12 protein-coding genes are annotated in these 15,294 nt (G+C 61.6%); 10 read left to right on the top strand and 2 right to left on the bottom strand.

Annotated elements, in window-relative coordinates:
* The first annotated feature begins 88 nt into the window (after positions 1–88).
* The 9 genes from rbfA (at position 89) to AC2VLV_RS06775 (ending at position 10,865) form a co-directional block, all read left to right on the top strand.
* Positions 89–451 carry a 30S ribosome-binding factor RbfA gene (rbfA, locus tag AC2VLV_RS06815; RefSeq protein WP_486989257.1) on the top strand — a complete coding sequence of 121 codons (363 nt, stop codon included), beginning with the start codon at positions 89–91 and terminating at the stop codon, positions 449–451.
* 31 nt (positions 452–482) lie between these two features.
* Complete coding sequence (truB, locus tag AC2VLV_RS06810) at positions 483–1,520, top strand: tRNA pseudouridine(55) synthase TruB (RefSeq protein ID WP_486989256.1); 1,038 nt, start codon at positions 483–485, stop codon at positions 1,518–1,520.
* On the top strand, positions 1,517–3,343 hold the full coding sequence (gene typA, locus AC2VLV_RS06805; RefSeq protein ID WP_486989255.1) for a translational GTPase TypA: 1,827 nt from the start codon (positions 1,517–1,519) through the stop codon (positions 3,341–3,343). The genes truB and typA overlap by 4 nt, the downstream gene beginning before the upstream one ends.
* 49 nt (positions 3,344–3,392) lie before the next feature.
* Entirely contained in the window at positions 3,393–4,295 is a 903-nt protein-coding gene (locus AC2VLV_RS06800) for a DMT family transporter (protein WP_486989254.1), read from the top strand.
* A gap of 4 nt (positions 4,296–4,299) precedes the next feature.
* Positions 4,300–5,199 carry a spherulation-specific family 4 protein gene (locus tag AC2VLV_RS06795; RefSeq protein WP_486989253.1) on the top strand — a complete coding sequence of 300 codons (900 nt, stop codon included), beginning with the start codon at positions 4,300–4,302 and terminating at the stop codon, positions 5,197–5,199.
* Positions 5,200–5,268: 69 nt separating this feature from the next.
* Entirely contained in the window at positions 5,269–6,855 is a 1,587-nt protein-coding gene (locus tag AC2VLV_RS06790; RefSeq protein ID WP_486989252.1) for a GMC family oxidoreductase, read from the top strand.
* Positions 6,856–7,134: 279 nt separating this feature from the next.
* A complete protein-coding gene (locus AC2VLV_RS06785; RefSeq protein ID WP_486989251.1) occupies positions 7,135–8,541 on the top strand; it encodes a TIGR03013 family XrtA/PEP-CTERM system glycosyltransferase in 1,407 nt (468 codons plus the stop codon).
* Between the two features lie 23 nt (positions 8,542–8,564).
* Positions 8,565–9,845 (top strand): nucleotide sugar dehydrogenase, encoded by a 1,281-nt coding sequence (locus tag AC2VLV_RS06780; RefSeq protein WP_486989250.1) that lies wholly within the window; start codon positions 8,565–8,567, stop codon positions 9,843–9,845.
* 6 nt (positions 9,846–9,851) lie between these two features.
* Positions 9,852–10,865 carry an SDR family oxidoreductase gene (locus AC2VLV_RS06775; RefSeq protein WP_486989249.1) on the top strand — a complete coding sequence of 338 codons (1,014 nt, stop codon included), beginning with the start codon at positions 9,852–9,854 and terminating at the stop codon, positions 10,863–10,865.
* A gap of 103 nt (positions 10,866–10,968) precedes the next feature.
* Here the strand turns inward: AC2VLV_RS06775 and AC2VLV_RS06770 are convergent, their stop codons facing one another.
* Together AC2VLV_RS06770 and AC2VLV_RS06765 are read right to left on the bottom strand one after the other, a co-directional pair.
* Complete coding sequence (locus tag AC2VLV_RS06770; protein ID WP_486989248.1) at positions 10,969–12,087, bottom strand: alkene reductase; 1,119 nt, start codon at positions 12,085–12,087, stop codon at positions 10,969–10,971.
* 91 nt (positions 12,088–12,178) lie between these two features.
* Positions 12,179–13,561 (bottom strand): chloride channel protein, encoded by a 1,383-nt coding sequence (locus AC2VLV_RS06765; protein ID WP_486989247.1) that lies wholly within the window; start codon positions 13,559–13,561, stop codon positions 12,179–12,181.
* Between the two features lie 178 nt (positions 13,562–13,739).
* Between AC2VLV_RS06765 and AC2VLV_RS06760 the strand changes: the two genes are divergently transcribed.
* The coding region (locus tag AC2VLV_RS06760) for a molybdopterin-dependent oxidoreductase (RefSeq protein WP_486989246.1) at positions 13,740–15,294 on the top strand (1,555 nt) is incomplete at its 3' end.

Raw genomic sequence — 15,294 nt, 5'->3', positions numbered from 1 at the left:
CTGAAGTGAAACAGCCCCCACGCTCATTCCATTCGCTGCCCCCCGAAGGGGGCTTCAGCGCCCTTCGGGCGGCCGTGCGGGCGCTGAGATGAAACGCGCCACGCCCAACCGGACCCAGCGTATCGCCGACCAGATCCAGCGCGATCTGGCCGAGCTGATCCAGCGCGAGCTGCGCAACCCGCACCTCGGGCTGGTGACGCTTACCGATGTGCAGCTCACGCCCGACTACGCGCATGCCAAGGTGTATTTCAGCGTGATCGGCGCCGAGCCCGAGACGGCGCGTCAGTTGCTCAGCAACAAGGCGGGCTATCTGCACAGCCTGCTGTTCAAGCGCCTGCAGATCCACACTGTGCCCACCCTGCATTTCCTGTTCGATCCGACGACCGAAAAAGCCGCCGAGATGGATGGGCTGATCAAGCAGGCCTTGTCGCATCAGGCCAAAGACGATTGACCCGGCGCGCCGCGCCCGGGTTTTGACCACCATGAATGTCCAGAAAACGCCTTGGGAGGCGGTCAACGGCGTGCTCCTACTGAACAAGCCCCGCGGGTTGACCTCGCAGCAGGCTTTGTTTCGCGTGCGCCGCAGGCTGCGCGCCGCGAAGGCCGGACATGGCGGCACGCTCGATCCTCTGGCCGACGGTCTGTTGATGCTTTGCTTTGGCGCCGCGACCAAGTTCGCCCAGCGTCACCTCGAAGCCGACAAACGCTATGTCGCGGTGCTGCAACTCGGCGTGCGCACGACGACCGATGACGCCGAAGGCGAGATCGTCGAACGCCGTGCCGTACAGGTGAGTCGGGCGCAGGTCGATACCGTTCTGCCGCGGTTCATCGGCGCCATCAGCCAGACGCCGCCGGTGTATAGCGCGCTCAAGCGCGACGGAAAGCCGCTTTACGCCTACGCCAGGGCGGGCGAGGCTGTTGAGGTGGCGCCCCGCACGGTGCAAATTCACTCGATTGACGTGTTGTCACTGCAAAACGACCAACTGACGCTGGACGTGCATTGTGGCAAGGGCACTTACATTCGCGCGCTGGCGCGTGACATCGGTGAGGCGTTAGGCTGTGGCGCGCATCTGGCGGCACTGACGCGCACGGCAAGCGGCGGTTTTTCGCTGGAACGGGCGTTGACGCTTGACGCGGCCGAAGCGCTGGCCCCTGCCGATCTGCGCAGCAGGCTGCTGCCGACCGACGTGCTGCTGCAATCTTCGCCGCGCCAGAATCTCGACCTCGCCTTGGCCCAGCGGTTTCTGCACGGTGCGCGTCTGAGTGGTTTGGCGCCGGATGAACCTGTAGTGCCGGGCGAAGACGTACGGGTTTACGGACCGCTAGCGGCGGGTCATAACGCCGTGCTGCTGGGCATCGGCGCCTGGGAGCAAGGCATGGAAGCGGCCGTGTTATCGCCGCGCCGCCTGCTGTGCTCCGACGAACTCGCCCCTGCCAGAACTTTTGCGATACAGCCTCCCCTTTCACAACCCCGAACCGAATCTCTCCCCGAATCTCTCCATCAGGAAGCAAGACCATGAGCAAATCCATCCGCAATATCGCCATCATCGCCCACGTCGACCATGGCAAGACCACCATGGTCGACCAGCTGCTGCGCCAGTCGGGCACCTTCGCCGAACACGAAAAAGTCGTGGACACGGTGATGGACAACAACGCCATCGAACGCGAGCGCGGCATCACCATTCTGGCGAAGAACTGCGCGGTGAGCTGGGAAGGTACGCACATCAACATCGTCGACACCCCGGGCCACGCCGACTTCGGCGGTGAAGTCGAGCGCGCACTGAGCATGGTCGATGGCGTGGTGCTGCTGATCGACGCCCAGGAAGGCCCGATGCCGCAGACCCGCTTCGTCACCAAAAAAGCGCTGGCGCTCGGGCTCAAGCCCATCGTGGTGGTCAACAAGGTCGACAAGCCGGGCGCCAAGCCCGATGCGGTGGTGAATGCCGCGTTCGATCTGTTCGACAAGCTGGGCGCCACCGACGAGCAGCTCGACTTTCCCGTGGTGTACGCCTCGGGCATCAACGGCTGGACTTCGCTGGAAGAGGGCGAGCCCGGCCAGCAATGGGGCCCGGACATGTCGGCCCTGTTCAACACCATCCTCAAGCACGTGCCGCCGCACAGCGGCGACCCGGCAGCACCGCTGCAACTGCAGATTTCGGCCCTCGACTACAACAGCTTCGTCGGCCGCATCGGTGTGGGCCGCATCAACGCCGGCACGCTCAAACCCGGCATGGACGTGCTGGTGATGGAAGGGGTGGAGGGCAACTCGTTCAAGGGTCGCGTCAACCAGGTGCTGACCTTCCAGGGCCTGGATCGCGTGCAAGTGACGGAATCGGGCCCCGGCGACATCGTGCTGATCAACGGCATTGCCGACATCGGCATTGGCGTGACCCTGACCGATCCGCTCAACCCGGCGCCGCTACCCATGCTCAAGGTGGACGAGCCGACGCTGACCATGAACTTCTGCGTCAACACCAGCCCCCTGGCCGGGCGGGAAGGTAAATATGTGACCAGCCGCCAGATCTGGGATCGGCTGCAAAAAGAGCTGCAGAGCAATGTGGCGCTGCGGGTGAAAGAGACCGACGAGGACGGCATTTTCGAAGTGTCGGGCCGCGGTGAGTTGCACTTGACGATTCTGCTGGAGAACATGCGCCGCGAAGGTTACGAGCTGGCGGTGTCCAAGCCGCGCGTGGTGTTCAAGGACGTGGACGGCGTGCGGCAGGAGCCGATCGAACTGGTGACGGCCGACATCGAAGAGCAACATCAGGGCGGCGTGATGCAAGCGCTGGGCGAACGCAAGGGCGAGCTGGTCAATATGGAGCCGGACGGCCGCGGCCGCGTGCGCCTCGAATACCGTATTCCGGCCCGCGGCCTGATTGGTTTCACCAACGAATTTCTCAACCTGACCCGTGGCTCGGGCCTGATCTCCAATATTTTCGACGGCTACGAGGCTCACAAGGGCGAGATCGCAGGACGCAAGAACGGCGTGCTCATCTCCATGGACGATGGTGAAATCTTCACCTACGCGCTGGGCAAGCTCGATGACCGCGGCCGCATGTTCGTCAAGGCGGGTGATCCGGTTTACGAAGGCATGATCGTGGGCATTCACAGCCGCGACAACGATCTGGTGGTCAACGCCACCCGGACCAAGCAGCTCACCAACTTCCGCGTGTCCGGCAAGGAAGATGCAATCAAGGTCACGCCGCCCATCGACCTGAATCTGGAATATGGCGTCGAGTTCATCGAAGACGACGAACTGGTGGAAATCACGCCCAAGAGCGTGCGTCTGCGCAAGCGTTACCTCACCGAGCAGGAGCGCAAGCGCGCCGGCCGCTCGGCCTGAGTCGGCGCTGAATTCCGCGCTGAATCCCGCTCTGAGCCCCGCGCGACAGATGGTGGCCAAACCTTACGCCCGCGCCGTGCTCGCCATGGTCGGCGCCACGCTGATGTGGAGCGTGGCGGGGGTGATCACCCGGCATCTGCATCACCAGAACGGGCTTGATCTGGTTTTCTGGCGCAGCAGCTTTGCGGCGCTGGGCGTGTTGACCTGGTTGCTCTGGCGGCAAGGGCCACGCGGTCTGGCGCGCGACGTGCGGCATGCTTCCCCGCTGTTGTGGCTGTCGGCCGGGTTCTGGGGGGTGATGTTCACCGCCTTCATGGTGGCACTCACCCTGACCACGGTGGCGCAAACCCTGATCGCCGACAGCCTCAGCCCCCTCATCGCCGCTTTGCTGGGCTGGCTGGTGCTGCGCCACGCCTTGCCCGTGCGCACCTGGCTAGCCATCGCCCTTGCCCTGACGGGCATGGGAGGGATCGCTTGGCAAAACCTGCATCACATCAACGGATCGACACAGTTGCTGGGTATGCTCGTCGCGCTGGCCGTGCCGTTCAGCGCGGCGGCCAACTGGGTTAGTCTGCGACGGGCCGGTGCGGCCGTGCCGATGCAGGCGGCCGTGATGTTGGGTGCGCTGATCTCTGTGCTCGCCGTGGCGTTTCCGGCCTGGCCTGTGAGCGTGGACCTGCACGATCTGCTCTGGCTGGCGTTCTTGGGCGTGTTTCAGCTCGCTGCGCCGGGCTTGCTCGCTGTCTGGGCCGCTCAGCGTCTGGTCCCGGCGGAGGTCGGTTTGCTTGGCCTGCTGGAGATCGTGTTCGGTATTCTCTGGGCCTGGATCGGCGCCGGTGAGCAACCGGGCGTCGGAACTTTGATGGGCGGTGGACTGATCATGTTTGCACTGGTAGGTAACGAATTACTGGGATGGCGGCAGATCAAACGGGGGGAGCAAATTTATGCTTAAGAATATGCGCCACGTAGGCCTGTGGATCGGACTGGCGGGTTTGTTGTTGACAGGCTGCGGCGGCGGGGGCGGGGCCAGCGCCTCTGCCGTCAGTGCAACGGTCGGGGCTGCGCCTGTGACCTTAAAGCGAAGCACGCCGATGGGCGTACTGGTGCCGCTCTACGGCTATCCGCTGGTGTCCAGCGGCAGTGGCGCGACTTACACGACCTCTGACAATCCCGCCTGGACCGAGGTGGCCGACTATGCTGCTGCGGTGCCGACGGTCGCCATCATCAACCCGAAAAACGGGCCGGCCGCGTGCACCACTCCGCCCTCGGCCACGCTCAGCGCTTTCACGCAGGGCATCGGCCAGCTTCACGCTGCTGGCGCGAAGGTTCTCGGTTATGTCCACACGAACTACGGCTCACGCGCGCTCTCGCTGGTGCAGCAGGATGTGCAAACCTACGCCCAGTGCTACGGCGTGGACGGCGTTTTTTTTGACGAAGTCTCCAATAAGGGCAGTCTGGCGAGCTATTACGCGACGGCCGCTGCCACGGTGCGTCAGGGCATCCATCCAGCCAGTGGTCAGGCCGCGCTGGTCGCGATCAATCCCGGCACCTATCCCGATCTGTCCATCGCCCAGACGGCCGACATCACGGTGATGCATGAAAGCGCAGACCTGAATCTACCCGCCGCGCCAGCGAGCCTCGCTTCTTACCCGTCGGCGAAATTCGCCTACCTGTCGCTGGGAATCAGCAATCTGGCCCAGACTCAGGCCGCCACGCTTTCCAGTCTCTACCAGCAGGGCGTTGGTTATGTTTATCTGACCGATCAGGGCAGCGGCAACGATCCGTGGGCCAAGCTGAGCACCAGTTATCCGGCGCAGATCCAGATCATTCAGGCGTTGAACCAAAGCAAGAACTGAGGCCAGAACTGAGGCCCCATCGCTCCCCGACTGTCGTGTAGATTTCGGGACAGAAAAACAGGAGACGCGATGGAATTCGATACGGTGATTGTTGGCGCGGGTTCGGCGGGCTGTGTGCTGGCCAATCGGCTCAGTGCCGACCCAGCGCATCGGGTGCTGTTGATCGAGGCCGGCGGCTCGGACTGGCATCCCTACATCCGCATGCCTGCGGGTATTGCCAAGCTGGCGGGCCACAAGCGCTTCAACTGGAGCTTCACCACGGAGCCCGAACCGCAGTTGCACCATCGCCGTTTGTGGTGGCCGCGGGGCAGGGTGCTCGGGGGTTCCAGTGCGATCAACGCCATGTGCTATGTGCGGGGTGTGCCGCAAGACTATGACCGCTGGGCCGAGCTGACCGGAGAGTCGGCGTGGTCGTGGAGCGCCGTGCTGCCGCTGTTTCGCGCCATGGAATGCAATACTCGCGGCGCCAACGCCTGGCATGGTGATCAAGGCGAACTGGGGGTCAGCGATCTGCGGCATCACAATGTGCTGACCGACGCGTTCATGGCCGCTGGAGAGTCGTTCGGGCTGAACCGGAACGCCGATTTCAACGGCCCCACTCAGGAAGGGGTTGGGCTCTACCAGGTCACGCAGAAAAACGGCTTGCGGCATTCCAGTGCTGCCGCCTTTCTTGCTCCCGTACGCGGGCGAAACAACCTTACCGTGCTGACGCAGACCCTGACGGAGCGCGTGCTGATCGAGCGTAACCGGGCAGTTGGCGTGCAGGTGCGCACGCGCGGCGCTTCTCCGAAGCGCATAGAAGCAGGGCGCGTGGTGCTCAGCGGCGGGGCGATCAATTCGCCCCAACTCCTGCTGCTCTCGGGCATCGGGCCAGCCGATCATCTCCGCGACATCGGCATTCCGGTCGTGCGCGATCTACCTGCCGTGGGCGAGAACCTGCAGGATCACCTCGACATCTGCACCTTGAACGCCGCCTCCCAGCCCGTTACCTACGACCATGTCAATGTCGTCCTGGCCGGTTTGCAGTTCTGGCTGACCCGTCAGGGCGTTGGAACCTCCAATGCCGCCGAGGGCGGCGGCTTCATGCGCTCGCGCTACGCCACCGATGAACGCTGCGACCTTCAATTTCACTTCGTTCCCGCGCTGCTCGACGACCACGGGAGAGGGCGTCTGCCAGGCTACGGCTACACCCTGCACGCCTGCGTATTGCATCCGCGCAGCCGCGGGCGCATCCGGCTGCGCAGTGCCGATCCCGCCGCACATCCCCTGATTCAGCCCAACTACCTGAGCGACGCCGATGGCTTCGACCTGCGGCGCCTATGCGAGGCCGCGCGCGTGTCGCGCGAAATATTGGCGCAACCCGCATTCGACAAATGGCGAGGCGCCGAGATCTTTCCCGGAACGCTCACCTCTCCGGACGGCGACTTTGCCGAATTCATCCGCAGCAAGGCCGAAACGGTCTATCACCCGGTCGGAACCTGTCGCATGGGGGCAGACGATGCCAGTGTGGTCGACCCGCAGCTTCGCGTCCGGGGCATCGAGGGCCTGCATGTCGTGGATGCGGCCATCATGCCCGAGGTCCCAACGGGCAATACCAACGCTCCGACGCTCATGATTGCCGAGCGCGCCAGTGCATGGCTCCTCGCCAATAACTGATCCCAAGCCGTTCTGTCTGTTGTTTTGCGATTGGTTTTGCAATTGCACCCTTTGAATTGGGGGGTGTGCCGCCTGTGCCGGGGATAGACCTGTCATTCCCGATTGACAACAATCCCACAAGCCAAACAAGAAGCGCAGATTTGTCGTCAGAACTGCCAAAAATTTCACATCAATCTGACCGCCTCGCAGCGCAAAATTCTGGCAACGAGGTGGTGTCGCAACCGCGCCGGATTGCAGCCTGTTTTCCTGACGTCATAATTCAATACCCAGAGTGAAAAAATGTTCAAGATCTTTAATCTCTACATTCCCGCAAAAATGACGCTGGAATTGCTGGTTGATCTGGCGATTTCCATTCTGTCGTTTGCGCTTGCAACCTGGTCTGTTTATATGATGACCGTAGGTAAGCAAGATTTTTCATATTGGATTCAGCAGGGGTTCTACCCGCTGATTCTGTATACGGCGTTGACCGCTTTGCTATATACCGCATTGGGTGTTTACCGCATTGATGCAGAAAACAGCTTGCGCAGTTTTTTGGGACGCACCTCGGTTGCGTTCGCCTTCGTCTTTTTTCCGGTTTACTGGTTCACCCTGATGTTCACCGAAGCCGGCAGTTCATTCCGTGTGCTGGCGTTTGCCTATCTTTTCCAAATGGCATTTCTCGTGCTGATCCGTTATATTTTTCTGCGACAAACAGCGCTTTCTGGCATGACGCGACGTATTTTGATTGTCGGAAATGGGCGTGAGGCCCAAGCGCTATCGCGCCAGATCATGGAATACCACGGTTCTTCCTACAGCATCGTCGGCTTCTATCCCACTCAGCATGACGGCCAGGCGCCGGTTCAACTTGCTGGCAAGGTCTTTGACGAAAATACGCCACTCGAACAAGTCGTGCTCGCTACGCGGGTGGATGAAATCATTGTTGCCGTGCGCGAACATCGGGGAGGCGTGCTTCCGATCCGTCAATTGCTCGAGGCCCGGATTCTCGGCACCCCGGTTCACAATCTGCCGACTTTTTACGAGCGCTTGAAAGGCGAGGTTCCGCTGGAAAGCATGAAGGCGAGTTGGCTGATTTATGGGGGTGGTTTCACGCAAGGCCATATTCGGGCCTGGGCCAAGCGCCTATTCGACATCTTTAGCGCCAGCGTTCTTCTGCTTGCCCTCTGGCCCATCATGTTATTGGCTGCGCTGTTCATCAAATTAGAAGATCGTGGACCTGTGTTCTTTCAGCAAGAGCGCGTCGGGCTGTTTGGAAAGTCTTTTTACTGCCTCAAATTCCGCAGTATGCGCACGGATGCGGAAAAAGACGGCGTAGCACGATGGGCCAGTACCAATGACAACCGGATCACCCGTGTTGGCGCTTTCATCCGAAAAACGCGCATTGATGAACTACCGCAGTTGATCAATGTCTTGCGCGGAGAAATGAGTATGGTCGGCCCGCGCCCGGAGCGTCCGACCTTTGTGGATATGCTCGAAAAGGATATTCCCTTTTATGCGATTCGTCATAGTGTCAAACCGGGTGTCACGGGTTGGGCGCAGGTGCGCTATGCCTATGGCGCCTCGGTGGAAGACGCGAAGAGAAAGCTGCAGTTCGATCTATACTACGTAAAAAATAACAGCGTCTTTCTCGATTTTTTCATTTTATTCGAGACGGTGCGCGTCGTGATTTTTGGTGAAGGCGCAAGATAATTTTAACTTTTAGAAAGAGAACGATGACAGTAGTTGCTGTGGTTGGATTGGGGTATGTCGGTCTTCCTCTGGCCGTCGAATTTGGAAAAAAATATCGTACGATTGGATTCGACCTCTCGGTCGAAAAAATATCGGCTTATTGCAAGCATGTCGATCCGACTGGAGAAGTCAGTCAGGAGAACCTCAAGCAGGCGACCTTGCTAGAGCCGACAACCGATGCCTCGAAACTGAAGGAGGCCGATTTTGTGATCGTCGCGGTGCCGACGCCTGTCGACGATGCGCACAACCCGGATTTCAGCCCCCTCGTGGGCGCGAGTACCTCCGTCGGTAAATATCTCAAGCCCGGCGCCATCGTTGTCTATGAATCGACTGTTTATCCAGGGGCCACCGAGGAAATCTGTGTTCCGATTCTTGAAAAACAGTCGGGGCTGAAGTGGAAAAAAGATTTCTTCGTCGGTTATTCACCTGAGCGTATCAATCCAGGTGACAAAGAGCACACCCTGACCCGAATCGTCAAGGTGGTTTCCGGAGATACCCCGGAAACGCTTGAAACCGTTGGGAATGTTTATGCCTCGGTGATTACGGCTGGGGTTCACCGAGCCGAAAGCATCAAAGTAGCCGAGGCGGCGAAAGTGATTGAAAATACGCAGCGTGATCTGAATATTGCGCTGATGAACGAACTGTCGCTCATTTTTCACCGCATTGGTATTGATACCTTGGAAGTGCTCAAGGCGGCGGGTACCAAGTGGAATTTCCTGCCGTTCCGTCCGGGCCTGGTCGGTGGGCATTGCATCGGTGTCGATCCCTATTATTTGACACACAAGGCCGACATGCTCGGCTATCACCCGCAAGTCATTCTGGCAGGGCGTCGCATCAATGACGGCATGGGCAAATACATTGCCGAGCAGACGATCAAGCAAATGAGTCAGGCGGGCCTGCCGATCAAGGGGAGCGACGTGATCGTTCTCGGTCTGACCTTCAAGGAAAACTGCCCCGATCTGCGCAACTCCAAAGTGATCGACGTGATTCGCGAGCTGGCGTCCTATGGGGTCAATGTGATCGTGCACGAGCCCATAGCGGATGCGGGCGAGGCCATGCATGAATATGGCGTCACTCTCACGCCTTGGGCCGAATTGCCGCGCGCTCAGGCCATCGTGGCGGCCGTGGCGCACCAAGCCTACAAGGACATGTCGGTCGCCGAAATCCTCGGGAAGCTGCAGCCATCTGGCATTTTCATGGACATCAAGTGTCAATACGACGCTGCCGCGCTCCAGTCGCACGGCGCCCAGGTCTGGAGACTTTGAGCCGCCATGTCGATCGAGCAACTGCTGTCTTCGAAGCCCCAGCGCTGGCTGGTGACGGGGAGCGCCGGATTTATCGGCTCTCACCTGATCCAAACCCTTCTGTCCCATGGACAGAACGTGGTCAGTCTGGACAATTTTTCAACCGGTCATCAATCCAATCTGGATGAAGTGCGACGCCTCGTCGGCGAGGAGGCCTGGAAGCGCCACACCTTCATCGAGGGAGACATTGTCGATCCGCAGACTTGTCAGCGGGCCTGTCAGGACGTCAACATTGTGCTGCATGAGGCGGCGTTGGGTTCTGTGCCGCGCTCGATAGAAAACCCACTGGCAACGCATGCGGTCAATGCCACCGGTTTTCTGAACATGCTGGTCGCCGCGCGCGACGCAGGCGTGGGTCGCTTCGTTTACGCGGCGTCCAGCTCCACCTATGGCGATCACCCGGGCTTGCCCAAGGTCGAAGACCTCATCGGCAAGCCGCTGTCGCCCTATGCGGTGACCAAATATCTAAATGAACTCTACGCAGACGTGTTTGGCCGAGTCTATGGGTTGCAGAGCATTGGGCTGCGCTATTTCAACGTGTTCGGCACCCGCCAGGATCCCAATGGCCCTTATGCGGCGGTGATTCCCAATTGGGCCAAGGCCATCCGCAGCAATCAGCCTTGTTTCATCAATGGCGATGGCGAAACTACGCGCGACTTCTGTTATGTCGACAACGTGGTGCAGGCCAATGTACTGGCGGGGCTGAGCACCCATGCCGAAGCGGCGAATCAGGTCTACAACGTGGCGTTTGGCGAGCAGACCAGCCTGAACACCCTTCACCAGTTGTTGAGCGAGGAAATCATGGCGCTCGACACGGCCGTGAAATTCACTCCGCCGGTCTACCGCGACTTTCGCAAGGGTGACGTGCGGCATTCCCTTGCCGATATCAGCAAGGCCAAACGCCTGTTGGGCTACAGCCCTGATTTCAGCGTGCGCGCCGGCTTGAAAATCGCCATGCCGTGGTACGTTGCCAAGCCGTAAAGGTCAAGGTCTGATCGTTGATCTTGCTCTCAGCAAGCTGCCGGATAGGCAGATCGCTGAGAGAGCAAGGCAGGGCGTTAATCCGGGCGTTGAATCGACCCGTTCAGACCGTCGCCGGGGTGGCGTCGAGTGAAGGGTAGTCGGTATAGCCTGCCTCGCCGCCGCCGTAGAAGGTGGAAGGGTTGGGTTTGTTGAGTGCAGCGCCTTGCTGAAAACGCGCCACCAGATCCGGGTTAGCGATGAAGGGGCGGCCAAAGGCTACCGCGTCGGCCAGTCCCGAAGCCAGGCGGGCCTCGGCGGATTCCCGGGTGTAGTTGCCGCAGACGATGATGCGGCCCGCATAGGCGGCACGCAGCTTTTTGCGGAACTCGTCGCTCAGGGCCGGTCCGCCAGCCCAGTCGGGTTCGGCGATGTGGATGTAGGCAATGCCGCGGCGATTGAATTCCTGCGCCAGATACAGGTGAATCTCTTCGGTCTGCGCATCCTGAATGTCGTGGCGATTGAAATGCGGCGAGATTCGCACCCCTACCCGGTTGGCGCCGGCCACCGCAATCAGTGCGTCGATGGCTTCGAGCACGATGCGGGCGCGGTTTTCCAGGCTGCCGCCGTATTGATCGGTGCGTTGGTTGGTGTTGGTCGCCAAGAACTGTTGCAGCAGATAGCCGTTGGCGCTGTGCAGCTCCAGCAGGTCGAAGCCCGCTTCAAGCGCGCGCTCGGCTGCCCGTCGGTAGTCGGCGATGATGCCCGGAATTTCGGCGGTTTCGAGCGCGCGCGGCATATCGCAGGGCACACGCTTGGGGCCTTCATCAGGCAGCACGACGAAGGCTTCGCCTGTGTCGCTGCGAAGGGCGCTGGGCGCGACCGGGGCTTGGCCGTCTTGTTGAAGCAGGTGATGGGAGATGCGCCCCACATGCCAGAGCTGCATGGCCATATGGCCGCCGGCGGCGTGCACCGCATCGGTGACCAGTTTCCAGCCGGCAACTTGCGCGTCGGTGTAAATGCCCGGGGTGAAGGCGTAACCCTGGCCCTGGCGGGAGATTTGCGTGGCCTCGCTCACGATCAGTCCGGCCGAGGCGCGCTGGGCGTAATAGCGTGCATTCATTTCGCCCGGAATGTCGCCCGGCTGTTGCGCGCGGGAGCGCGTCAGCGGCGCCATCACCATGCGGTTGGGCAGTTGCAGAGAGCCGAGTTGGAGGGGGGTGAACAGGGTAGGTGCAGTCATGTCGTTCCTTTTGTTGTTGCAGTGCGGCAATATCGTAGGGGGCTTTCGCAAGGCCTGCACGAGCACAGGAAAACAGACTGAGCATCCCGGCTCAGTGCGCGTCTGGGGTGTTTTTGTAGATCGGGCTTTGCTCGGGGCCGGGAAGCTGGGCCTCGTATAGCGACGGATAACGCGCTTTGCGCGTCAGCCAGACCTGAAGCAAAAAGCTGATGACCACTGCGAGCATGGTGGGTGCCATGAGCTTGTAGCCGCCGGTCATCTCGGCCACCATCACCATGGTGGCGATGGGCACGCGCGCGGCGCCGCCGAACACGGCCGCCATGCCGACCAGCGCCAAACCCGCAATGGGCACACCTGTGATGCCAAGGTGATGCATCAGCGTGCCCAGGGCCGCACCCAGCAGCGCGCCGACAAAAAGGCTGGGAGCAAACACGCCGCCCGATCCGCCGGAGCCGATGGTCATCGACAGGGTCAGCACCTTCAGCAGAGAAAGCGCCAGCAGGAACAGCACCCCGGCCCCCACCGTTCCTTGTACCGCCAACTGCATCACGCCATAGCCGCCGGCCAGAATCTGCGGGGCGAACATGCCGACGATGCCCACGATCAGCCCGCCGATGGCAGGCTTGACGTGGTTGGGGATGGGCAGGGCGCGAAACCCGTCGCGCAGGCGGTAGAACACCGTGGGCAGAATCGCCGCCATCACGCCGCTGAGAACCCCCAGCAGTGCGTACCAGAGCAGCTCAACCGGCGCGTCGAAACTCACGCTCGAAGGGACGGTGAACAAGGTGCCCCAGCCGGTGAACAGGCAGACTGTGGCAAAACCAACCGCGGCGCTGGTGAGGGTGTAGGGCAGGGCACGGCCATCGAAAGCCATGCTGGAATAGAGCACCTCGACGGCAAAAATGGCCGTGCCCAGCGGACTTTTGAAAATGGCCGACAGCCCCGCGGCCATACCGGTGAGCACCATCAGGCGCTTTTCGTCTTCGCTCAAATTCAGCAGACGCCCGATCAGCGAGCCCACCCCGGCGGCGATCTGCGCCGTGGGGCCTTCGCGCCCGGCGACGCCGCCCGAGCCGATGGTGACAGCCGATGCAATGCTCTTGACCACGATGACGCGCGCGCGGATGTAGCCGCCCAGTTGGTGATAGGCCTTGACCGCGCCGTCCGTGCCGTGCCCTTCGGCTTCGGGCGCAAAGGTGTAGACCAGCACGCCCGAGATCAGCCCGCCCAGCGTGGTCGAAAGCGGAATCCACCAGTTCAGCGCGCCCGTGTGCGGTATGGCGTGCAGCGACATGGCTTGCGTCACCGTGGTCGGCTCCACATGGGCGATGGCGCCCAGCATCCAGACCTGCGCCAGGTCGAGCATGCGCAGAAACAGCACCGCGCCCAGCCCGCCGATCACCCCCATGAGCAGGCTCAGGCCGAACATGCGAACGGGGCGTTGGTAAGTGGAATGAGGGTGTAAAAGAGGCATGGGCGTCGCCGCAATATTTGGATTTACGGTTGAGTGTAGGCCGCAAAGCTGTTTCCAGCCGTGAGCAATCCGCTCAATTCATCACAAATTCAAATATAAAAAATCAGAATAATTCGTTTGTTGCATGAGTGTGACAAGGCTAAGGTTAAAGCACCACTTCAGAGAAGCGCTACCCGCCATGTCCGCCCTGTTCAAACCGCTTGATCGCCTGTTCTCCAACGACCAGCCGCTGCACGACCCGCTCACCCCGCCGCCCGGCGACACCGAGGTGAAGACGACCACCTGCTATATGTGCGCCTGCCGCTGCGGCATCAAAGTGCATCTGCGCGATGGCGACGTGCGTTTCATCGAGGGCAACCCCAATCACCCGCTCAACCAGGGCGTGATCTGCGCCAAGGGGTCGGCCGGCATCATGAAACAGGTGTCGCCGGCGCGCCTCACGCAGCCGCTGCGCCGCAAACCCGGCACCGAGCGCGGCGAGGGCCAGTTCGAGCCCATCACCTGGGACGAGGCGCTGCAGACGCTGGAAGATCGCCTGCGCCACCTGCGCGCCACCGACCCCAAGCAGTTCGCGCTGTTCACCGGGCGAGACCAGATGCAGGCGCTCACCGGGCTGTTCGCCCGGCAGTTCGGCACGCCCAACTATGCCGCGCACGGCGGCTTCTGTTCGGTGAACATGGCCGCCGGCATGATCTACACCTTCGGCGGCAGTTTCTGGGAATTCGGCGGCCCCGATCTGGAGCGCGCCAAGCTGTTCGTAATGATCGGCACGGCCGAAGATCACCACAGCAACCCGATGAAAATCGCGCTGTCCAAGTTCAAGCGGGCCGGGGGGCGTTTCATTTCCATCAACCCGGTGCGCACCGGCTACTCCGCCATCGCCGACGAGTGGATCCCGATCCGTCCGGGCACCGATGGCGCCTTGCTGCAGGCGTTGGTGCATGAACTGCTGCGCACCGGCCGGTTCGACGACGAGTTCGCCGCGCACTACACCAATGGGGCGCAACTCGTGCGGGTGCAGCCTGGCGACGCGCAGGACGGCCTGTTCGTCCCCGATGCTTCCGGCGCGGAGCATTCGCAAGGCCGGATGTGGTGGGACGCCGTGACCCAGCGCCCCGTGCCCGCCTGGAGCGAGGGCGCGCAGCCCGCGCTTTCCGGCCACTACCGTCTGGCCGATGGCACGCCGGTGGCGCCCGCGCTGCAACTGCTGCGCGAACAACTGGCCGACAGCACGCCCGAATGGGCCGCGGAGATCACCGGCGTGAGCGCCGAGCGCATTCGCCAACTGGCGCAAGAGATGGCGCAGGCCGCGCTCGATCAGGGCGAAGACCTGCCCATCGCCTGGGCCGACTGGCTCGGCCGCGAGCACGCCACGGTGCGCAGCAAACCGCTGGCCTTTCACGCCATGCGCGGTTTGGCGGCACATTCCAACGGCTTTCAGACCATCCGCGCCCTGTCCATTCTGATGAGCCTGCTGGGCACGATCGATGCGCCGGGCGGCTTTCGCCACAAGGCGCCATACCCCAAGGACGTTCCGCCCGATGTGCGCAACCCGCGTGGCCCGCAGGACGTGCGGCCCGACACGCCCCTGAACGGCGCGCCGCTCGGTTGGCCGACTTCGCCCGACGATCTCGCACTGATGGACGACGGCAGCCCGCTGCGCATCGACAAGGCGTTTTCGTGGGAACATCCGCTGGCGGTGCATGGCCTGATGCACAACGTCATCACCAACG

This window comes from Thiomonas sp. TH-17 (assembly GCF_057473305.1).
This window is presented reverse-complemented; position numbering and strand designations above follow the sequence as displayed.